This is a genomic window from Tenacibaculum halocynthiae, from assembly GCF_964512825.1.
GTDB lineage: Bacteria > Bacteroidota > Bacteroidia > Flavobacteriales > Flavobacteriaceae > Polaribacter > Polaribacter halocynthiae.
In genome coordinates this window covers 447,914-469,653 of the sequence record NZ_CAZELG010000028.1, presented here as the reverse complement: position 1 = coordinate 469,653, position 21,740 = coordinate 447,914, and the positions used below count along the sequence as shown (strand labels likewise).

At 28.2% G+C, this 21,740-nt stretch carries 20 protein-coding genes; 8 read left to right on the top strand and 12 right to left on the bottom strand.

Annotation, left to right across the window (positions count from 1 at the left end):
• Window positions 1–49 precede the first annotated feature (49 nt).
• The 7 genes from ACKTTQ_RS11380 (at window position 50) to ACKTTQ_RS11350 (ending at window position 5,946) form a co-directional block, all read left to right on the top strand.
• The gene (locus tag ACKTTQ_RS11380) at window positions 50–865 is read left to right on the top strand and encodes a 2,3,4,5-tetrahydropyridine-2,6-dicarboxylate N-succinyltransferase (protein WP_093871026.1); all 816 of its coding nucleotides are present in this window, start codon (window positions 50–52) and stop codon (window positions 863–865) included.
• 78 nt (window positions 866–943) lie between these two features.
• A complete protein-coding gene (locus tag ACKTTQ_RS11375) occupies window positions 944–1,684 on the top strand; it encodes a glycosyltransferase family 2 protein (RefSeq protein WP_093871027.1) in 741 nt (246 codons plus the stop codon).
• Entirely contained in the window at window positions 1,685–2,794 is a 1,110-nt protein-coding gene (locus ACKTTQ_RS11370) for a glycosyltransferase family 4 protein (protein ID WP_408049268.1), read from the top strand.
• Between the two features lie 43 nt (window positions 2,795–2,837).
• Window positions 2,838–3,647 (top strand): glycosyltransferase family 2 protein, encoded by an 810-nt coding sequence (locus tag ACKTTQ_RS11365; protein ID WP_093871029.1) that lies wholly within the window; start codon window positions 2,838–2,840, stop codon window positions 3,645–3,647.
• Between the two features lie 3 nt (window positions 3,648–3,650).
• Complete coding sequence (locus ACKTTQ_RS11360) at window positions 3,651–4,427, top strand: glycosyltransferase family 2 protein (protein WP_093871030.1); 777 nt, start codon at window positions 3,651–3,653, stop codon at window positions 4,425–4,427.
• Between the two features lie 8 nt (window positions 4,428–4,435).
• On the top strand, window positions 4,436–5,383 hold the full coding sequence (locus tag ACKTTQ_RS11355) for a hypothetical protein (RefSeq protein WP_408049267.1): 948 nt from the start codon (window positions 4,436–4,438) through the stop codon (window positions 5,381–5,383).
• Window positions 5,368–5,946 (top strand): L-threonylcarbamoyladenylate synthase, encoded by a 579-nt coding sequence (locus ACKTTQ_RS11350; protein WP_233487157.1) that lies wholly within the window; start codon window positions 5,368–5,370, stop codon window positions 5,944–5,946. The genes ACKTTQ_RS11355 and ACKTTQ_RS11350 overlap by 16 nt, the downstream gene beginning before the upstream one ends.
• Here the strand turns inward: ACKTTQ_RS11350 and pseI are convergent.
• From pseI to pseB, 7 genes are read right to left on the bottom strand one after another with little or no spacing between them, the layout of a single operon-like run.
• A complete protein-coding gene (pseI, locus tag ACKTTQ_RS11345) occupies window positions 5,943–6,968 on the bottom strand; it encodes a pseudaminic acid synthase (protein ID WP_408049266.1) in 1,026 nt (341 codons plus the stop codon). The two genes, ACKTTQ_RS11350 and pseI, sit on opposite strands and share 4 nt — an antisense overlap.
• On the bottom strand, window positions 6,952–8,430 hold the full coding sequence (pseG, locus tag ACKTTQ_RS11340; protein ID WP_408049265.1) for a UDP-2,4-diacetamido-2,4,6-trideoxy-beta-L-altropyranose hydrolase: 1,479 nt from the start codon (window positions 8,428–8,430) through the stop codon (window positions 6,952–6,954). The genes pseI and pseG overlap by 17 nt, the downstream gene beginning before the upstream one ends.
• Window positions 8,431–8,432: 2 nt before the next feature.
• Complete coding sequence (locus ACKTTQ_RS11335; RefSeq protein WP_299133614.1) at window positions 8,433–9,740, bottom strand: aminotransferase class III-fold pyridoxal phosphate-dependent enzyme; 1,308 nt, start codon at window positions 9,738–9,740, stop codon at window positions 8,433–8,435.
• Between the two features lies 1 nt (window position 9,741).
• Window positions 9,742–10,500: a cytidylyltransferase domain-containing protein gene (locus tag ACKTTQ_RS11330; RefSeq protein WP_408049264.1), complete on the bottom strand. Its 759-nt coding sequence runs from the start codon at window positions 10,498–10,500 to the stop codon at window positions 9,742–9,744.
• On the bottom strand, window positions 10,497–11,375 hold the full coding sequence (locus ACKTTQ_RS11325) for an aldo/keto reductase (RefSeq protein WP_093871034.1): 879 nt from the start codon (window positions 11,373–11,375) through the stop codon (window positions 10,497–10,499). Before ACKTTQ_RS11325 ends, ACKTTQ_RS11330 begins: the two co-directional genes overlap by 4 nt.
• A 12-nt stretch (window positions 11,376–11,387) precedes the next feature.
• Complete coding sequence (gene pseC / locus ACKTTQ_RS11320; protein WP_299133619.1) at window positions 11,388–12,533, bottom strand: UDP-4-amino-4,6-dideoxy-N-acetyl-beta-L-altrosamine transaminase; 1,146 nt, start codon at window positions 12,531–12,533, stop codon at window positions 11,388–11,390.
• Window positions 12,534–12,535: 2 nt separating this feature from the next.
• On the bottom strand, window positions 12,536–13,567 hold the full coding sequence (pseB, locus tag ACKTTQ_RS11315) for a UDP-N-acetylglucosamine 4,6-dehydratase (inverting) (protein WP_408049263.1): 1,032 nt from the start codon (window positions 13,565–13,567) through the stop codon (window positions 12,536–12,538).
• A 174-nt stretch (window positions 13,568–13,741) separates the two neighbouring features.
• On the opposite strand from pseB, the gene ACKTTQ_RS11310 reads away from it, so the two are divergent.
• Entirely contained in the window at window positions 13,742–15,163 is a 1,422-nt protein-coding gene (locus ACKTTQ_RS11310; protein ID WP_408049262.1) for a CCA tRNA nucleotidyltransferase, read from the top strand.
• A gap of 2 nt (window positions 15,164–15,165) precedes the next feature.
• On the opposite strand, the gene ACKTTQ_RS11305 is transcribed toward ACKTTQ_RS11310, so the two are convergent.
• From ACKTTQ_RS11305 to ACKTTQ_RS11285, 5 genes are read right to left on the bottom strand one after another with little or no spacing between them, the layout of a single operon-like run.
• Window positions 15,166–16,101 (bottom strand): glycosyl transferase family 90, encoded by a 936-nt coding sequence (locus ACKTTQ_RS11305; protein ID WP_113787031.1) that lies wholly within the window; start codon window positions 16,099–16,101, stop codon window positions 15,166–15,168.
• 1 nt (window position 16,102) lies between these two features.
• Window positions 16,103–17,938, bottom strand: a complete 1,836-nt coding sequence (locus ACKTTQ_RS11300; protein ID WP_093871038.1) for an ABC transporter ATP-binding protein — start codon at window positions 17,936–17,938, stop codon at window positions 16,103–16,105.
• 14 nt (window positions 17,939–17,952) lie between these two features.
• Window positions 17,953–18,942, bottom strand: coding sequence for a glycosyltransferase (locus ACKTTQ_RS11295; RefSeq protein WP_093871039.1), 990 nt, complete (start codon window positions 18,940–18,942; stop codon window positions 17,953–17,955).
• On the bottom strand, window positions 18,943–20,652 hold the full coding sequence (locus tag ACKTTQ_RS11290) for a phospho-sugar mutase (RefSeq protein ID WP_408049261.1): 1,710 nt from the start codon (window positions 20,650–20,652) through the stop codon (window positions 18,943–18,945).
• Between the two features lie 33 nt (window positions 20,653–20,685).
• Window positions 20,686–21,642, bottom strand: coding sequence for a glycosyltransferase family 2 protein (locus ACKTTQ_RS11285; RefSeq protein ID WP_408049260.1), 957 nt, complete (start codon window positions 21,640–21,642; stop codon window positions 20,686–20,688).
• Window positions 21,643–21,740 lie beyond the last annotated feature (98 nt).

The following is a 21,740-nucleotide window of genomic DNA, read 5'->3' as shown; positions in this document are numbered from 1 at the left end:
CGTGCTTAATTCATGAACACAAATTATATTTGTAGCAAATTAATTAAAGATGACAGAGTTACAATCTATTATAGAAAAAGCTTGGGATAACCGAGATTTATTAAAGGAAGAAGAAACAATAAGTGCTATTAGAAAAGTAGTTGATTTATTGGATGCAGGTGATTTAAGAGTAGCCGAACCGATAGAAAATGGTTGGCAAGTAAATGAATGGGTAAAAAAGGCTGTAGTATTATATTTCCCTATTCAAAAAATGGAAACATTAGAAGCAGGTATTTTTGAATATCATGATAAAATTCCATTAAAGAGAAATTATAAAGAAAGAGGAATTAGAGTTGTTCCTAATGCAGTAGCTCGTCATGGAGCATATATTTCTTCAGGAACAATCTTAATGCCAAGTTATGTAAATATTGGTGCTTATGTTGATGAAGGAACAATGGTAGATACATGGGCAACTGTTGGTTCATGTGCACAAATAGGTAAAAATGTTCATTTATCAGGAGGAGTTGGTATAGGTGGTGTTTTAGAGCCTTTACAAGCTGCACCAGTAATTATTGAAGATGGTGCTTTTATAGGATCTCGCTGTATTGTAGTTGAAGGTGTAAAAGTAGAAAAAGAAGCTGTTTTAGGAGCCAATGTTGTATTAACAATGAGCACAAAAATTATCGATGTTACAGGAAATGAGCCAATTGAAATGAAAGGTGTAGTTCCTGCTCGTTCTGTTGTAATTCCTGGAAGTTATACTAAAAAGTTTGCAGCTGGTGAATATCAAGTACCTTGTGCATTAATTATAGGTAAACGTAAAGAAAGTACTAATAAAAAAACATCATTAAATGATGCTTTACGTGAGTATGATGTTGCAGTTTAGAAATAAATTTCAGTATTTGGGAAATATATATGCTATATCTAAGTTTTTAAAATAATATATTTGACAAAAAATAGATAATTGACCAAATTAACAGTAATAATACCTACATTAAATGAAGAATCCAACATTCAAAGAGCGTTGGATTCTGTTTTTTTTGCAGATGAAATTATTGTAATTGATTCATATAGTTCAGATAAAACAGTTACCATTGTTAAAAAGAACAATGTAACTTTACTTCAAAGGAAGTTTGATGATTTTTCATCACAAAAAAATTATGCAATACAAAAAGCTTCAAACGATTGGGTTTTGATTGTTGATGCTGATGAGGAAGTTACAGATGAGTTGAGCAAAGAAATTAAAGAGATATTTTCTAAGGAGTTAAACTATGTAGGCTTTTATATAAGAAGAAACAGCTACGTTGAGAATAAAAGACTTCAGTTTGGAGGCTATTCTAGTAAAATAGTTCGTCTTTTTAACAAAAAATATTGTTTTTACGAAGGAATTGTACATGAAACAATAAAAACAACAGGGAAATTAGAAAATTTAGTAGGTAGATTAAATCATTATACGTACAAAGATTATACACACTTTAAGAAAAAAATGAATTATTATGCAAAACTTAGAGCACAGGAGTTATTTGCTAAAGAAAAAAAAGTAACAATATTCCATTTATATATAAAGCCTTTTATTAGATTTTTAATTCATTACATTTTTAAATTAGGCTTTTTAGATGGGAAAGAGGGAATTATATTTTCATACTTAATGGCGTATGGAGTTGCAAAAAGATATAAAGAATTAACACTATTAAATAATAAATAAATGAAGATAGGGTTTGATGCTAAACGTGTTTTTCATAATACTACTGGTTTAGGGAATTATAGCAGAGATTTGATAAGAATTTTAGCAAAATTTTATCCTAAGAGTACTTATTATTTATACAACCCAAAGCCAAAAAAAGTATATAGATTAGAACTAACTCAATCAATGCATGAGGTTTTACCAAATACAAAATTCTGGAAAAAGTATTCTTCTTTATGGCGTCAAACAGCTGTATTAAAACAAATTAAAAGTGATGGAGTAGATGTGTTTCATGGCTTATCTGGGGAAATACCAAGAGGATTAACAAAAAATAAAATTAAATCGGTAGTAACAATTCATGATTTAATATTTATGCGTTATCCTAAATTATATTCATTTTTTGATAGAAAAATTCATTTTAAAAAGTTTAAATATGCTGCGAAAAATGCCAATAAAGTAATTGCGATTAGCGAGCAAACTAAAAAAGATATTATTACTTTTTTTAAAATTGATCCGTCAAAAATTGAAGTTGTCTATCAAGGCTGTAACAACGTTTTTAAAGAGGAAAGAAGTGTTATAGAAAAAAAAGAGTTTCTTGATAAATATAAGATACCTGATACCTTTTTATTAAATGTAGGAACAATTGAAGAAAGAAAAAATGCGTTGAGTATTGTAAAAGCTGTAAAAGAAATTGATATTCCTTTAGTTATTGTAGGAAGAAAAACAAAATATTACACTCAAATTGAAAATTATATTCAGAAAAATAATTTAGAAAACAAAATCTATTTTCTAGAAGGATTAACGTTAAAAGAACTATCTACAGTATATCAATTAGCCGAAGTTTTTATTTATCCAAGTATTTTTGAAGGATTCGGTATTCCTATAATAGAGGCTTTATTTTCAAAAACGCCAGTTATAACATCAAAAGAGGGAGTGTTTCCAGAAGCAGGTGGACCAAACTCTTTATATGTTGATCCTTATAATATAAAGGAAATGATAGAAGCTATAGAATTATTATTAAAATCAAAAAATAAAAAGGAAGAGATGGTGAATAAAGGGTTTGATTTTGTACAACAATTTAATGACGAAATTATAGCAAAGAAAATTAAAGCAATATATAAAGAGCTATAATCTATATATAGTATATTTGTTGGTAATAAGGTTAAATTAATCTATGAAAACAAATTTTAAAACGTCTTTAATAATAGCTACTTATAATTGGCCAGAAGCGTTAACACTTACTTTAAATAGTGTATTATTACAAAAGGAGTTACCTGATGAAATATTAATAGCTGATGATGGTTCAAAAGAAGAAACTAGAGTTTTAATAGAAGAATATAAACGAAGAATTAAAGTCCCTTTTATTCATGTTTGGCATGAAGATAAAGGTTTTCGATTAGCTGAAATTAGAAATAAAGCAATAGCTAAAGCTACAGGAGATTATATAGTACAAATTGATGGAGATGTAATAATGCATCCTTACTTCATTAAAGATCATAATAGGTTTGCAAAAAGAAATACATTCGTAAGAGCAAGTAGAATTTATTTAGATACTGAACTTTCAAAAAAAAAGTTAGATACTAAAGATGCTTCAATAAATATTTTCGCCAAAGGAGTAAGTAATTTTTTTAGTTCATTTAGATTTCCATTGGTTTGGAAATATTTCGAAAAAAACTATAAAGTTAATGGGGATGAAAGATGGGAAATTCATGGATGTAATATGGCATTTTGGAGAGCAGATGCCATTAAAGTTAATGGGTATAATGAATCGTTTTATGGTTGGGGGCCTGAAGACAAGGAATTTGTTGCTCGCCTTTTGAATTCAGGAGTAGAGAAAAGGTTTTTAAAACTTGGTGGTGTTATTTTTCATATAGATCATCCAATTAACGAAAAAGAATTTTTAGGAGAGAATTTAGCAGTATTTGAAAGCACAAAAACTGATGGAGTTAAGTTTTGTGAAAAAGGAATTAATAAGTATTTATAGAAAATGGATATAGCGTTATTGATTTCAACATATAATTGGCCTAAAGCGCTTCATATGGTTTTAAGTACAGTACATAATCAAACAGTACTACCAAATGAAATATTAATAGCGGACGATGGATCTACTGAAGATACCAAAAAAGTAATAGAAGAATGGAAAGAAAAATTAACTATTCCAATTAAGCACCTATGGCATGAGGATAAAGGGTTTCGAAAGACTATAATAATGAACAAAGCTGTAGCTTCCTCTTCTTCTGATTATATTGTTCAAATAGATGGAGATATATTATTAGAAAAACACTTTATACAAGATCATATAAAAAATGCTAAAAAGGGATTCTTTATTAAAGGAAGTCGAGCTTTAATATTAAAAGACAGAACAGAAAACATATTAAATAACCAGATTTTTGTTTTAAAAGAAGAAGTAAAGTATGTAAAAAATACAATTAATGCTACTAGGATGCCACTTTTTGCTCCTATTTTTAGAAAGGATAAATTTAAATCGAATAACGTAAAAGGATGTAATTTTGCTTTTTGGAAAAAAGATTTTATAGCTGTGAATGGTTACGATAATGATATGGATGGGTGGGGACATGAAGATATTGAACTTGCAGCTAGACTAACAAATCTAGGGATAAAACAACGACAACTAAAAATGGTTGCTATTTGCTTTCATTTACACCATAAGTTTAATGACAGAGGTAATGAAAATATTAATTATAGTAAATATTTAGATGTTGTTAAAAATGGGGTTGTAAGATGTAAAAATGGATTTAATTAATAGTTTATATGAAACATGTTTTTTGGATACATAGTCACATAACTTTTTTAGTTTCTGAAATGGTAATAAGTCAATTAAAATTAAAAAAAGAAGACTTAGTTTTTTTGACTTATAGAAATTATAAATTACCTAGACCAATTGAGGGTGTAACTTTATATGAAATACCTACTTATGATCCAATTTTAAAAGAATCAGAAGATGGTATAAAAATAAAGTGGTCAGAAATTTTAAATTTTGATTTTGAATTTTATATTCCTCAATCAAGAGAAAAATTAATACACTTAATCCTTAGTATTGATAATTGTAAATCTTATAATTATATAGAAGAAGGATTGTTAGCGTATAATTATAAAGACAGTAAATTTAAAATAGCATCACATGTCCTTTTAAGAAGAACAGGGTTACGTAAAAGAATGAGAATGCTAGATTATACAAATAAGAAGTTTAAAAAAGCTTTTTGTATTAATGATAAAGCATTCAAAAACTGTAAAGAAAAAAAAGTTTTACAAGCCTCTTATACTAAACCAAATTATGAAGATAAAGACTTGTTTGGTACTTGTATAATATTAGTTTTTGATGCTATTGTTCCTTATAATATGGTTTCTCAAGAGGAAAGCATAAAATTATTAGAAATAATTATTAAACATTTAATAATTACTAATCAAACTAAGGTGTTTTTTAAATTTCATCCTGAGCAATTAAGAATTAAAAATCAAGCAGAAATTTTAGAAATAAAGAATGTATTTTTTAAAAATAGTGATATAGAATTTAAAGAGTTAGGTAGTAATGTAATTTTAGAAGAGTTGTTGTTTTTTAATAAAAACATTACGATATATAATTATGTTTCATCAACAGGTTTATATGCAAATTTACTTGGAAATGAAGTAGTTTCAGTTAGTGATAGAATAGATGTTAAAATAGCAAACTCAATAAAGAAAGATTGGAAACAAATATAGAGTACACATATATTAATAAAGTAAGTGAAATTCTTTTAGAAGGAAAAACTATTTTATATCCAACTGATACTGTTTGGGGGTTAGGTTGTGATGCAACAAATGACAAAGCAGTAAGTGAAATTTATAAAATAAAAAAAAGAAAAGAATCTAAGAGTTTAATAGTACTTGTCAATTCTTTAGAAATGTTAAAAGAGTATGTTTTTGTTCCTGAGGAAGTTATAAAAATTATAAAAAATTCTACAAAACCAACAACTATAATTTATCAGGATTCAAAAGGAATTTCAGAGAAGATAATTAACAAAGAAGATAACTCAGTAGCTATAAGGATTGTAAAAGATGAATTTTGCCATAAATTAATTAGTCAATTTGGTAAACCAATTGTATCTACTTCAGCTAATATTAGTGGAGAAAATACACCTAAAGTTTTCAAAGATATTTCTGAAGAGGTTAAACTAAAAACTGATTTTATAGTTAGCCATTTATATGAGAAACAAAAGGATACCAAACCATCTACTATTTTAAAAATAGGAAAAGATGGTTCGGTAATAACTTTAAGAGCTTAGTTTTTTTCTATATGGTTTAGATCTAAAGGAGTTCCCTTTTCAAGATCGAATAAAAGTTTTTTTCCTAAAATATCATTATAGTATTTTGGATGTAGTCCAAAACCAGGTCGAATAGACCTTACGTTTTCTTCAGAAATAAATTCTCCCTTTTTAACATCTTTACAAATATATAATGAACGAGAAAACTCTCTACCATTTTTCATTTTTTCTGTTAATTGGTAACTTATTCTTCCACTAGCTTTTTCAGCAGCTCTAACAGCACTTACCATTTGAGTAAACTCTGTTTCATCTAAAGAAAATGAAGCATCAGGACCTCCAATTTCTTTGTTTAAAATAAAATGTTTTTCAATAACCGTAGCACCTAAAGTTACAGCAACTACAGGAGTAACAATACCCATTGTATGATCAGAAAGCCCAGATTTTACATTAAAACGTTTTTTTAAATCTTTAATCATTACAAGATTAGCTTCTTCAATAGGAGCTGGATAAGATGATGTACATTTTAATAAGGTAATATCATTATTTCCAACATCTCTACATGTTTTAACAGCTAGTTCAATATCTTCATCTGTTGCTATTCCAGTTGAAATAATGATAGGCTTCATTGTTTTTGCACAATATTCAATTAATGGAATATCAGTAATTTCAAAAGAAGCAATTTTATAAATAGGATTATCTAAAGACTCTAATAAATCAACTGCTGTTTTATCAAAAGGAGACGAAAAGACTATCAAACCTTCTTCTCTAGCAACTTTGTATAGATCTTCAAACCATTCCCATGGAGTATAGGCTTGTTTATATAAATCATGTAAAAACATTCCATCCCAAATGGTTCCTTGTTTTAATTTGAAATCATCTTTCTTAGAATTTAAAGTAATTGTATCTGCAGTATAAGTTTGAAACTTAATAGCATCTGCACCAGTTCTTTTAGCTGCTCTAATAGTTTCTATAGCAATTTCTTTACTACCATTATGGTTTGCTGATAATTCAGCAATTATAAAACATTTATCTGATGTAATCATTTTTTTCTAATTTATATATAAAACTATTTATTCCGTTATATTGTTCTTCTTTATAAGATTTATAACCAGATTTTTCAAAAGATTTAACGGAAGCAATATTTTCTTTTTTTATGTGAGCAAGAATAGGTTTTTTTAATACTTTGAAGTACTCTTTAGCCGATTTTTTTAAAAATAAATGAGCTAGTTTTTTCCCTCTATATTTTTTTGCTATTGTAATTCCTACAACTGTGTATTCTTCTTTAACTTCATATCGAACCATACCAGCAGGAGAGGAGTTGTACTCTATAATATGGAAGATGTTATTCTTATCATTTATTTTAGATTCGAACCATTTTTCATGATTTTCTAAAGTTATGGGATTAGAATTATAAGAGTTTTTTCTTACTAATGGATCATTTGACCAATTATAAACATTTAACATATCATCTTTAGAAGCTTTTCTAGTTGATATTTGAACATAGTTTAATAATTCAAAAAAGCGGTTACTAATTTTACTGTCAAATAATTTTTGTTGAATTTTTAAGGAAGAATTATAATCATTAATTTTAAGAATTTTTTCAATAGCTTTAAAAAAGTTTTCTTCTTCATATTTTGAAAAATCTCCTCCAGGATATACCGCTTTTTTATTAGTAAATGAATTATAAATATTTAATTGATTATCTACAAAATAACCTGATAAAATTGGCATTTGAATAGCACATAATTCATATAAAGTTGTACTTGCTGGAGCAATAGCTAAATTACACTTCTCCATTATTAATATAATTTCTTTTTCTTGTAAGTTTTGGTAAATATGAATATTTGAATGCTTCTTTTGTAAATTAAATATTTGATTATGCTTATAGGCACCACCTAATAAAACATGTATTTCTTTTAATTTATTAAATTTTAATAACGCCTTTGTAGCTTTATAGCTTAAATCATACATATCAGCACCTCCAAAACATACAAAAACGGTATTTATGGTATTAATAATTCTTTTATTTTTTGTTGCTTCTAAAAAAGAAGGTCTTAATATAGCATATTTAGTACCTAAAGCTAATTCAGTATAGTTTTCAGTAATATATTTCTTAGATTCTATGCCTTCAGAGTGATTTATAACTACATCTGCATATTGATGATTTGTAATTAAATCATCAATATATATAATAATATATCCTAATGATTTTAATTTTCTTTGATATTCAGATGTAAATTGATACCCATCTATTATAACTATATATTCTTTAGGAGAGTATTTTGTTGACAAAATATATGGTTCTTCAATTAAATCAATAGTATTAGAAATAGTTTCAATTGAATAGTCTTTAGGAATTACTTTTAAAGTAGAACTCTCTTTAGTTATAAAGATAAAATCATTTTTCTCTTTATAAAGTTCAACTAAGGCAAAAAGTCGATATAAATGACCTAACCCAATTATTGAGTTACCATCAGCTCTAAAAAGAAGTTTTTTTTGATTCATTTTTAATTTAACCTTTTAAAACCACCATGACAAATTGGACTTTCTAATAAGTTGTCAATTTTTAAAGCTCCTTTCTCACATTTTTCAATGGTTTGAAAAACAGTATTTAATTCATCTAAGTATGCATTTATAATAGGTTTAGTATGCGCAGTACAACTGTACAAAACAGTTGAAGCTAAGTATCCTTTTTTTAATAATTCTTGCGTAATAAAAGTTTTATATTTTAAAGCATCTTTAGAAGTAAAAGAAAACCCAGCTAAGGCTGGTATACCAAAAGTATTTATTTCTAAATCATTGTTAGAAGCTATACTATTCCATTGCTCTTTTATATAGTTTCCCATTTCAGTAATATAGTCCCAAGGCTGTTCTTTTTCCATAATCTCTAATGTTTTTAAAGCAGCAGCAGGACCTATTCTTTCTGTCCAAAAAGTAGAACTGATAAACGTATTTTGTGCGGCTTCCATTACTTCTCTTTTACCCACTACAGCAGTTAATGCATATCCATTAGCTATTGTTTTACCAAAGACAGTCATATCAGGTTCAACTCCATATTTTTTGAAAATAGGACCATAAGTTTCTCTAAATCCTGAAGTGCATTCATCAAAAATTAGAACAATATTATGGTCGGTAGCTAGTTTCCGTACCTTTTGAAGGTAACCTTCTTTTGGTGCATGATTACGTTGTACTTCCATTTTAATAACTCCTATATCATGGTTTTTTACCAAGTTTTCAAGCTCTTCGTAGTTATTGTATAAAAAAGGTAAAGTACTTCCTTTTAAATGATTTGGAACACCGGCAGGATCTAATCCAGGTAATAAATGTTGATCTAAACCTTCATCATTTCCTAAATTTGTAGATAAATACCAATCATGCCATCCATGATAACCACATATAGCAACTTTGTCTTTACCACTAGCAGCACGAGCAATTCTAATTGCAATAGCATTAGCTTCTCCTCCAGAACGTGCAAAACGTACCATATCAGCCCAAGGGTTCATTTCAATAAGCTTTTCAGCTAAATAAACTTCTTCAGGACAATTAAAAGTAGACATGTTTCCAGTTTTAACTACATTAGAAACAACTTCATCTATTTCTTTATTACCATACCCTAAAATATTTGTTCCAATACCCATAATTGAAACATCAGTATATTTATTATTATCTAAATCCCATACATGACAACCTTTGGCTTTAGAATAATAAGAAGGCCATTTTTCCGGTAAGAACATTTCTGGCCTTTTAGAAAGTAACATAGTACCCCCAGGGATTAATTTCTTAGCTTTTTTGTATAAATTTTGACCTGTATTCATTTTAATCTTTTTTTAATGATTTTTTATACCCTTCATTTCTATTAATGGTACTGTTTAAATCAGATATGTTAGTATCATTTAAATATAATTCTGCATATTCTTTCCAACCTTTATCAATTCCTAAAGAGTTGATTAAGCTACTAACAACTTCATAGTCTTTAGGTTCATCTACAGTCATTCTAACATTTTTATATTTTAAATGGCTTGAGGAATAATTATAAGCAGTAAATAGTTCTTGATTAAAAAAAGAAGAGTTATTTCTTATATAAGGAGTAACATGTTCTCTTTCGGATATTAATTTAGCATTTTTCCATGCTAGTTCTAATGCTTTATAAGTGAAAACTTCAATATCCTGCCCATCAGGGAAAGTTTCTTCTTGAACATTAGAACAATAATCAACCTTCTTATCTATTGTAGTTTTTATAACTGTATCTATTAATTGAGGGTCGAGTAGAGGACAATCAGAAGTTACACGGACAATATAGTCTGGGTTCAATTTTTTTACAGCTTGATAAAAACGATCTAACACATCGTTTTCAGACCCTCTTGAACAAATTACATTCTTTTTTTTTGACTCTTCTTCAATTAAATTGTCTTCTATTTTATTGGTTGTTGCAACAATAATATGTGTAGCTAATTTACTTTGTAATATTCTTTCTAGATGAATTTCTAACAATGTTTTATTTGCTATTTTTTTTAAAACTTTGTTAGGTAGCCTTGTTGAACCAGTTCTAGCTTGCGTTATAATAACTATTTTCATAATTTCCAATTTGAAGGATTCAGCAATTCATTTTGTTCTACATTAATATTGTTTATTTCTTCAATTCTGTCGCTTGAGATTTCTTTTTTAATTGAAGATAAATTATCTAATAATTGATCAACTGTATCAACACCAATTAAAACTTTGTCAATTTTTTCTTGGCTATGTACATAGTTTAATGCTAAGTCATTCATCTTATAATTATCTGAACAAAGATTATGTAGTTTATCAAAATTTTTGTTTAATGGCTTTAAATTACCACTTAAATCAGTTGTTTTTTTAAAAAACAAACCTTGTAAAAAAACAGATCTTGTATGAATTTCTATTCCTTTTTTTACAGCTTTACTTAAAATTTCGCCTCTTTTTGTTGTGTTATCTAACAAATTAAAGGGTAATTGAATTAAATCTATATCATCAAATTCTAAAACTTTTTCAAACTCTTCATTTGTATATAATGAAACCCCTATTTTTTTTATAATTCCTTCTTTTTTTAGAGAAGATAAATCTTTTTGGAAAGGTTTAAAATAGGAGTCAAAATCTTTAAAAGAATGAAACATATAGCAGTATAAATTGTTTACTTGTAAAGTTGCTATATTTTTTTTAATGCGTTCCGTAATATTAAAAGGTAAGTTTTTAACAGTAGCACTAAACTTAGTGATTATTTCAAATTTATTAGAAGAATTTAGATGGTACTCTCCAATCTTCTCTTGAGAATCACCATAAGCCTCAGCAGTATCTAATAAATATATACCATTATTATAAGCAGTATCTAAAATATTTTTAATATTTTCTGATGATGGTTTTCCTTTGGTGTTGTTTACACCATAATTTAATCCAAATTGAACAGTACCTAATATTAGTTTTTTTTTAGTCAAAAAAAATAGTGTTTAATTTATAAATTCTAAAACCTTATCAATCACAAATTTTTGTTCCTCATTACTTAAGCTTGGATACATAGGTAAACTAATGCATTTTGAATAATAGTTTTCAGCATTTACTAAGTTAGCATTACTATATCCTATATTTTGATAGTATGGTAGTTTATGAACAGGGATATAGTGAATTTGAGCAAAAATATTATGACTTCTTAAAAAGTCGTATAAATCTTTTCTATTTTCTGTTTCTATTACAAATAAATGATGAGCATTATAAGTACCTTTAGGTAAACTTTGGAACTTAATTTTTCCTTGAAAAGCTTTTTTATAATTATTAGAAATTTCGTTTCTTCTTTGAACTCCTTTATTATTTTTTGCTAATTGAGTTATTCCTAATGCAGATTGAAAATCTGTTAATCTATAATTAAAACCTAATTCTTGCATTTCATAATACCATCCACCATGATTTTCAATCATATTTTCTTTTGTGATACCATGGGTTCTTAAGAGGGAAAGTTTTGTGTAAATTTCTTTAGAATTTGTTGTTAACATTCCACCTTCACCACAAGCAATATGCTTCACTGGGTGAAAAGAAAAAACTCCAATGTCAGCATAATTTCCATTTCCACAATTATTTATTGTGTTTTTAGAGTCTGTAAAGTATCCTCCTGGAGCATGGCATGCATCTTCAATAATCCATAAGTTATGCTCATCTGCTAATTCTCTGAAAGCTTCTAAGTTAATAGGTAAACCTGCAAAATCTACAGGAATTATACCTTTAAAAAAACCTTTAGGCTTACTCTCAATTAGTTTGCGAGTACTTTCAATAGATAACAAATATGTATCAGGATCAATATCAGCAAACCAAACTTCACCATTCGCAAAACGAATACAATTTGCAGAAGCAGCGAAAGTAATTGGAGTTGTAATAACCCTTTCACCTTCTTTTAACCCCATTGCTAAAACAGATAAATGTAAGCCAGATGTAGCATTATTTACGGCTAAAGCATAGTTAGCTCCTACATAAGCAGCAAACTTTTCTTCAAACTCTTTAACTTTTGGACCTTGAGTAAGGAAATCAGCTTGTAAAGTTTTTAGAACTGCGTTAATATCATCTTGTTCTATATTTTGACGTCCGTAAGGAATTTTAAAAGCCATAATTATATTTTGAAATTAGGATCTACATGTTTTTTTACTAGAGCTCTTAAGCTTTCAACAGTTTCCCATTCAGTATTATTATGTGAATCATAAGAAAAACCTTGTGGAACTGGAGTTCCACTAAAAGCATTTTGATATTCTTCTTTTGTATAGGTCGAGTATGGAGAATTTTGAGGTAAAATAGCATAGTATTTACCCAAATCTAAGGTGGTAAAAGAATCAGAAGCTGTTATCATTTCTTCGTGTAATTTTTCACCTGGACGAATACCCACTATTTTTTGTTCCAATTCAGGAGCAATAGCTGTGGCAACATCTACTATGTTATAAGATGGGATTTTTGGCACAAAAACTTCTCCTCCCCAAGCTTTTTCAATAGCATAAAATACCATTTCACATCCATCTTCTAAAGATATATTAAAGCGAGTCATATTTGCATCAGTAATAGGTAAAAATGCAGCGCCACTTTTTTTCTTATTCAAGAAAAAAGGCATCACAGAACCATTAGACCCCATTACATTTCCATATCTTACAACTGAAAATTTAATATTTCTTTTTCCTTTTATATTGTTAGCAGCAATAAATAACTTATCTGAAGCTAGCTTTGTAGCTCCATATAAATTAATTGGAGCTGCAGCTTTATCAGTAGATAATGCAACGACGTTTTTTACTCCACATTTTAAAGCAGCATCAATAACATTTTCTGCACCATTAATATTTGTTTTCACACATTCCATAGGATTGTACTCAGCCAAGTGAACATGTTTCATAGCTGCTGCGTGAATAACAATATCTATATCTTCAAAAGCACTTTCTAAACGTTTTACATCTCTTACATCTCCTATGAAATAGCGAATTTGAGGGAATTCTGTTTCAGAAAACTCCTGAGCCATTTGAAAATGTTTTTGTTCGTCTCTAGAAAAAATTACAAGACGTTTTACATTAGGAAATCTAGTTAAAATTAATTTAGTAAACATTTTACCAAATGAGCCTGTACCGCCTGTAATTAAAACAGATTGATTATTTAAGTTTAACATAAAATCTTTGATTCAAAATCTAAATATGATAGCTTGTAAAAATACATATTTTATAATTTTTATAGGTATACTATTTAAGAAATAGCAAAATCAATTTTTGTATAGTATATTTTATGGTAAATTTGCTAACATAAACTTGTTAAATACATCAAGTACAGATAGGAGAGAATGACTATGCAAAAACAATACTATAAAGAGGCAATTTCTGCCGAAATATTTCATTATATATCAAAAGCTGCTAAGGAGTTAGGATTAGAAAGTTATGTAATTGGTGGGTTTGTTCGTGACCATATTTTACAAAGAGGAACAGCTAAAGATATTGATATTGTAGCTATTGGTAGTGGTATTGAATTAGCAGAAAAAGTAGCATCTTTATTGCCTACTAAACCAAAAGTTCAGGTTTTTAAAACCTACGGAACTGCTATGTTACGATTTCAAGATGTAGAAATTGAGTTCGTAGGAGCAAGAAAAGAATCATACACTGAAGAAAGTAGGAATCCAACAATATCGAAAGGTACTTTAGTAGATGATCAAAATAGAAGAGATTTTACAATAAATGCCTTAGCATTAAGTTTAAATGAAGATAGTTTTGGATTGTTATTAGATCCTTTTAATGGGATAGATGATTTAAAAAATAAAGTAATAAAAACCCCCTTAAGCCCTGATATTACGTATTCAGATGATCCATTAAGAATGATGAGGGCGGTTAGGTTTGCAAGTCAATTAGGATTTAAAATAGAAGAAAAGTCGTTAGATGCGATTACAAATAACGCTGACAGAATAGATATTATTACTCGTGAAAGAATTATAGTGGAGTTAAATAAAATTCTAGAATCGTATAAACCATCTATTGGTTTTTTATTATTAGAAAAAACGAAATTACTTAAGCGTATTATTCCTGAATTAATTGATCTTAAAGGGGTTGAGGAAGTGGAAGGACAGAAGCATAAAGATAATTTTTATCACACATTAGAAGTGGTGGACAATATTTCATTAAAAACGAATGATGTTTGGTTGCGTTGGGCAGCTTTATTGCATGATATAGGAAAAGCTCCTACAAAAAAATATCATCCGAGAATAGGTTGGACATTTCATTCTCATGAATTTGTTGGTTCAAAGATGGTGTATAAATTATTTAAGCGCTTGAGAATGCCATTAAACAACAAAATGAAATTTGTGCAAAAAATGGTGTTATTAAGCTCAAGGCCTATAGTACTTGCTTCTGAAGTAACAGATTCAGCTGTTCGTCGTTTAGTTTTTGATTCAGGAGAAGATGTTGATAGTTTAATGACTCTTTGTGAGGCAGATATAACAACGAAAAACCCGAAAAAATTTAAACGTTATCATAAAAATTTTGAAATTGTTCGTAAAAAAATAAAAGAAGTTGAAGAACGAGATAGAGTTCGTAATTTTCAACCTCCAATAACAGGAGAAGAGATTATGAAAGCCTTTAATTTAAAACCGTGTAGAGAGATTGGTCAAATAAAAGAAGCTATAAAAGAAGCTATTTTAGAAGGTGAAATACCTAATGAATATGAAGCTTGTTATGAGTTTATGATCGAAAAAGGTAAAAAACTAGGGCTAGAATTAATCTAATTCTAGCTAGTTTGTTTAAAATAATTATTTAAAACTAATAAAGAAAGTTGTTTTTCTGAAGTAGGGTTTTCAAATTGTTTTACCCAATCATTTGCATTTTTTATAATATTTAAAGCTTCATTTACATTATTAAGATAATAATCTCTTTTTTCTAAGAGATCAGAATAATCATCTTTAATATGTACATAATGATGGTTAGGTATTAATTTACCTTCCATATACCAAGTTTCAAATATGGGAGTAGGCATGAAGCAAAGTGAATTAGAAGACATAATCCACTTTAAGTTTGTAGCAACATCAATACCTTCTATAGATAAAATGAATTTATAATCTAATTGCTGGTTTATACTTAAATACTCTTTTTTCCATGCTAAAGGATAATGTTCATTCTTACTAACTTCTCCAATATTACATAATGAATGATTATGGAATTTCTCAACTAATAACCGTCTGTTTTCTTTATGAATTTCACCTCTCCAAACAACCATATCATTTTTTTCATGAAACTGCTTATTATCAGTAATAAAATGAAAGTGTCTTAAAGAATCCAATTTCATTAAAACAGAATTACCATTATGATTTATAGGACGACTTTTAACAATTGTTGGTTGATCAAAATTCTCAGTAACATCTCCAAACTTGAATTTAATTTTATTTTTTACTGAAAAATACTTTGTAAACTTTACTAAGTCGAAAAAATATAAACTTCCTTTTTTAGGAAGTTTAAAATCTTTTAATGATGTCCATTCGTTTTTATTAGTAGAAGAAGTAACTGAGGGAGATATGTAATATTCTAAACGCTTTTTTAGTTCATCATTTTCAACTTTCAACCATTTATTTAATTGAAATCTAAAAATAAAATTTGGAGTTATGTATCTAAAAATATTTGTTATATAATAATAAAATTTTTGACGCTTAATATTTTTAAGAAATCCCATTTTACTGAAATGATTGCATGGTTATTAATTTAAAGTATTCACCTTTTTTAGCTAGCAATTCCTCATGATTTCCTTGCTCCATTATTTTACCTTTTTTCATCACCACTATTAAATCAGCGTTTTGAATAGTAGATAATCTGTGAGCAACAACAATAGAAGTTCTGTTTTTCATCATATTATCTAGATCATCTTGTACTAACTTTTCTGACTCTGTATCTAAAGCAGAAGTAGCTTCATCTAAAATCATTATTGGAGGGTTTTTCAAAACCGCCCTAGCTATTGATAAACGTTGCTTTTGACCACCAGATAAGTTACCACCTCCATCACCAATATTGGTGTTATATTGCTCGGGTAAATCTTTTATAAACTCGTGAGCGTTGGCAATTTTTGAAGCTTTTTGTATTTCTTCTGGAGTTGCATCTGGGCTACCTAAAGAGATGTTATTTGCAACGCTGTCATTGAATAATATTGAATCTTGAGTAACGATACCTATTAAACTACGTAAAGAATTTTTTGTGACATCTTTAATGTTTAAGCCATCTACAGTAATACTTCCTTTATCAATGTCATAAAAACGAGGAATAATATTTGTTAAAGTAGATTTTCCACTTCCTGATTGTCCAACTAAAGCTACAGTTTTTCCTTTAGGAATAGTTAAAGAAAAATCTTTTAAAACATAATCATTTTTATATTTAAAGGAAATATTGTCAATTTTAATTTCAGAATTGAAATCATCCTTAGTGATTGCATCTTTTTTATCAGTTATTGGATTTTTCTTATTTAATATTTCTAATATTCTATCTATTGAGGCTCCAGCTCTTTTAATGCTGTACATAGCATTTGATATGTTTTTTGCAGGAGTTAAAATATTATAAGCTAAAGCCATGAATCCAATAAAAGTTCCACCTGTCATTGACTTATCTATTAATACCATTTTACCTCCATACCATAAAACTACAACTATAACAGTAATACCCAATACTTCACTAAGTGGAGTCGCCAAATTTTGTCTAAACATTAATTTATTTGAATGTTTAAAAATTTTATCAGAAGTTTTAAAAAACCTATTTTTAAAAATAGATTCAGCAACAAATCCTTTTATTATTTTCAAACCAGATAATGTTTCTTCAACATGTGATAAAAACTGACCGTTTTCTCTTTGCACTTGATCAGAAGAAGCTCTTAGTTTTTTACCAATGAAGGCAATTATTAACCCTGATAAAGGAATGAAAATAAAAATAAATAATGTTAGTTGAGGACTTATCGCAAACATCATTGATAAAGTGAAAATAATAATTAAAGGTTGTTTAACAAGCATTTCTAAAACACTTAAAAATGACCATTGAACTTCTCCTACATCATTTGTTATTCTAGACATCACATCACCTTTTCTTTTTTCAGTAAAAAAAGAAATAGGTAAGCTAATTACTTTTAAATAAACTTCATTTCTCATGTCTTTAATTACACCATTTCTAATAATAGCCATGAAGTATAAAGAAGCATAGTTTGCAATATTTTTTAAAAGAAAAAGAAAAATTATTATTATACACACGTACCCTAAAACAACAATTTCACCATTATTACCATTTTCGATTTGTTGCGTAACAAAATAATTTAAACTGTTTTCTAAATATAATTTAAAATTATTTGTTAATCCTTCATATACAGGTTTAACATAGACTCTTTTATTACTTTTAAATAAAATATCCAACATGGGTATAAAAGCAACAAAACTTAATGTACTAAAAAGAGCATAAAAGACATTGCAGATAATATTTAATATTAGAAGTCTTTTATAAGGGAAAATAAATCGTATGACTTTTTTTAAATCATTCATATATAGTTAACTAATTATTCAAACCAATCTAAAAACTTTTTGGTTTGAATATTTTTTATTTTTGGTTTTTGAGTATGTAAAAGATTACCATTAGCTACTTTATGATATACTTCTATATATGATAAAGCCATTTTTTTGGCATTAAAATTCTCAATAGCATACTCATTACAACTCTTTTGAGAATAATTACCAATATTTTTAATAGCATGAGTTAGTTCTTTACGATTATTAGAAAGGTATCCTACATCCTTATTTATTAACTCATTTAAAGATCCGTAAGGAGTTGCAAAAACTGGGCAACCATAATATAAACTTTCAATAATAGCTAAACCAAAAGGTTCATGCCAAAGAACAGGGAATATTAATCCTTTAGATTTATTAAGTAGTTGATTTTTTTCTTTACCACCTACCATTCCATAAAATGAAGCTTTAGGAGTAAGAGTAAATCGCATTCCCATTTTAAAGTTGAAACGATCACCGCCCAAAACTTTTAAATGTTCATTCTTAGCTTTTTTTACAACGTTTATTGCTCCTTTTACATTTTTTATTCTCCAAGCTGCTTTAGCTAAAAAATGAAAATAATTTTCTTTAGAGAAAGTAGGATTTAGATAATCGTCCCAATCCAATCCATTATAAACATACGTACTTGCACTATATCTTTCAGCATGGTTTTTTGAAACAAAAACTGTATTATTATCAATAAAAGCATCTTTGTTTGCATTACCATGCATAGTAACAACATAAGGATGTTTTGCCCTTTCAATATCTCCTGGTTGATGTTGAAAATGAATAACATCAGTGTTTTCAGGAATTTGAGCCCAAATATTTACACTATGATCAATATTTTTTATTGTAGCAAAATTACATTGAGAACCTTTTTCTACTAAATAGGTTACATTATGCCCTAATAAGCTAAGTTCTTTACCTAGATACCAGATAACCCTTTCAGTACCTCCATAATGAGTTACAGGAATAATATTATAATGTACAATAGTTATATTCATCTATAACTTTAAATCTTTAATAATTCGTTTAATTTTCTCATCTAAAGTAGCTTCTGTGTTTTTCGCATCTTCAATTTTAGATAAACCTATTTTTACACTAATGTAAAATTTAATTTTTGGTTCAGTTCCACTTGGTCTAGCCGCAATTTTTGAACCATCTATGGTTTCATAGATTAAAACATTTGACTTAGGTATCTCAATTTTAGTTTCTTCACCAGTAATTATGTTTTTCTGTATTGAAGTATGATAGTCAAATAAATATTTTACTTGTACTCCATCTATTTCAGTTAATGGATTGTTACGTAAATCAACCATCATTTGTTTGATTTGTTGTGCACCATCCATTCCTTTTTTAACTAAAGAAATTAAATGTTCTTTATAAAAATGATGTTTAGTGTAAAGTTGAAGTAATTCATGGTAAAATGAGCTACCATTATTTTTTGCTTCACTGGCAATTTCACATGCAAGTAGGGCAGAGGTTACTGCATCTTTATCTCTAACAAAATCACCTACCATGTAACCAAAACTTTCTTCACCACCACCAATAAATTCTTGATTAGGGTGATCTTTAATCATTTTTGCAATCCATTTAAAACCAGTTAACCCAACTTTGGTTTCAACACCATAGCTATCAGCAATTTCATTAACTAAATTTGTTGATACAATTGTAGAACCTACAAATTGTTTTCCATTTAATTTGCCTTGTTTTTTCCAATCATTGATTAAAAAATCAGTCATTACACTCATGGTTTGATTACCATTTAGTAATTTCATGTTCCCTTCTAAATCACGAACAGCAATACCAATCCTATCAGAATCAGGATCAGTTCCTAAAACAATATCAGCATCTAAATTGTTTGCTAAATCTACAGCTAACTGTAAAGCTTCTGGCTCTTCTGGGTTAGGTGATTTAACAGTAGGAAAGCTTCCATCTGGTTCAGCTTGTTCTTCAACAATATGAACCTGTGTGTATCCAGCTCTTTTTAAAACTTCAGGGATTAATTTAATAGAAGTACCATGTAAAGAAGTAAAAACTATTTTTAAATCTTTTCTTCCTTTTACATTAAAAGTACCATTTTGTAATGAGGCTTGCCAAAAAGCTTCATCAACTTCTTTTCCTATTGTGGTTATTAAATTTTCTTTCGCATTAAAATTAATATCAGAATAATTTAATGAATTAACGTTGTCAATGATTCCGTGATCTTGAGGAGGCACTATTTGGCCACCATCGGTCCAATATACTTTATAACCATTGTATTCAGGTGGATTATGAGAAGCAGTAAGTACAATTCCTACATCACATCCTAAATGATTTACAGCAAAAGATAATTCTGGAGTAGGGCGTAAGTCTTCAAAAATGAAAACCTGTATATTATTAGCAGATAATACATCAGCAACAATTTTTGCTAACCATTTACTATCATGCCTACAGTCATACCCAATTGCTACCTTTAATTCTTTTTTAGAAGTAGTTTTATGTAAATAATTACTTAACCCTTGGGTAGCTTTACCTAAGGTATATTTATTAATTCTATTTGTGCCGGCACCAACAATTCCTCGCATTCCTCCAGTTCCAAACTCTAAGTTTTTATAAAAACGATCAGATAAATCTTCAGAGTTAGTAGTTATTAATTCTTGAATTTCTTGTCTTGTTTCTGCATCGAAAATCTCAGAAAGCCACATTTTGGCTTTATTTATTATATCTTCCATAGATAAATTTAAAAAGTTTACAAAGCTACAACTTTAAAGATTTAGCTGTTCTTTTATCGTATAATGTTTTTGATGTTCACCACTTTTTATAATAAGTTCACCAAGGAAACCTGCTAAAAATAATAAGGTACCTAAAACCATAGATGTTAAAGCAATATAAAACCAAGGATTACTTGTGACTAAAATTGTTTTTATACCAGCAGAAACTCTATATAATTTCATAGCTCCAATGAAAAAAGCAGATAAAAAACCAAATAAAAACATTAATGTACCCCATAGGCCAAAGAAATGCATAGGTCTTTTTCCAAATTTAGAAAGAAAAGAGATAGTAATCAAATCTAAAAAACCGTTAACAAAACGATCTATTCCAAATTTTGTAACTCCATATTTTCTTGCCTGATGTTGAACTACTTTTTCACCAATATTAGAAAAACCTTCATTTTTTGCTAAAACAGGAATGTATCGATGCATTTCACCACTAACTTTAACCGTTTTTACAACTTCATTTTTGTAAGCTTTTAGTCCACAATTAAAATCATGAAGTTTTAAGCCTGAGGTTTTACGAGCAGCCCAATTAAATAATTTTGAAGGAATGTTTTTGGTTATAACATTATCATAACGTTTCTTTTTCCAACCAGAAACTAAATCATATTTTTCATTGGTAATTAAGTTGTATAGGCCAGGGATCTCATCAGGACTATCTTGTAAGTCAGCGTCCATTGTAATTACAACTTCACCTTGCGCTATATTAAAACCAGCGTCTAATGCTTGTGATTTTCCGTAGTTTCGTTGAAAGCGAATTCCTTTAACAGATTTGTTTTTTAATGATAACTCTTCAATTACTTTCCAAGATGTATCAGTACTTCCATCATCAATAAAAATAATTTCATACAAAAATTGATTGGATTGCATGGTGTTTGCAATCCAATCATGTAATTCTTGTAAAGATTCTTCTTCGTTAAGAAGTGGTATTACTACCGATATATTCATGCTTTTTAAATACAAAGTTTATTAAGTTGTAAAGTTACAAAGTAAGTAGCAATTTATTACTCACAATAACTGTTAATTTGTATTTAAACTTTAACAAG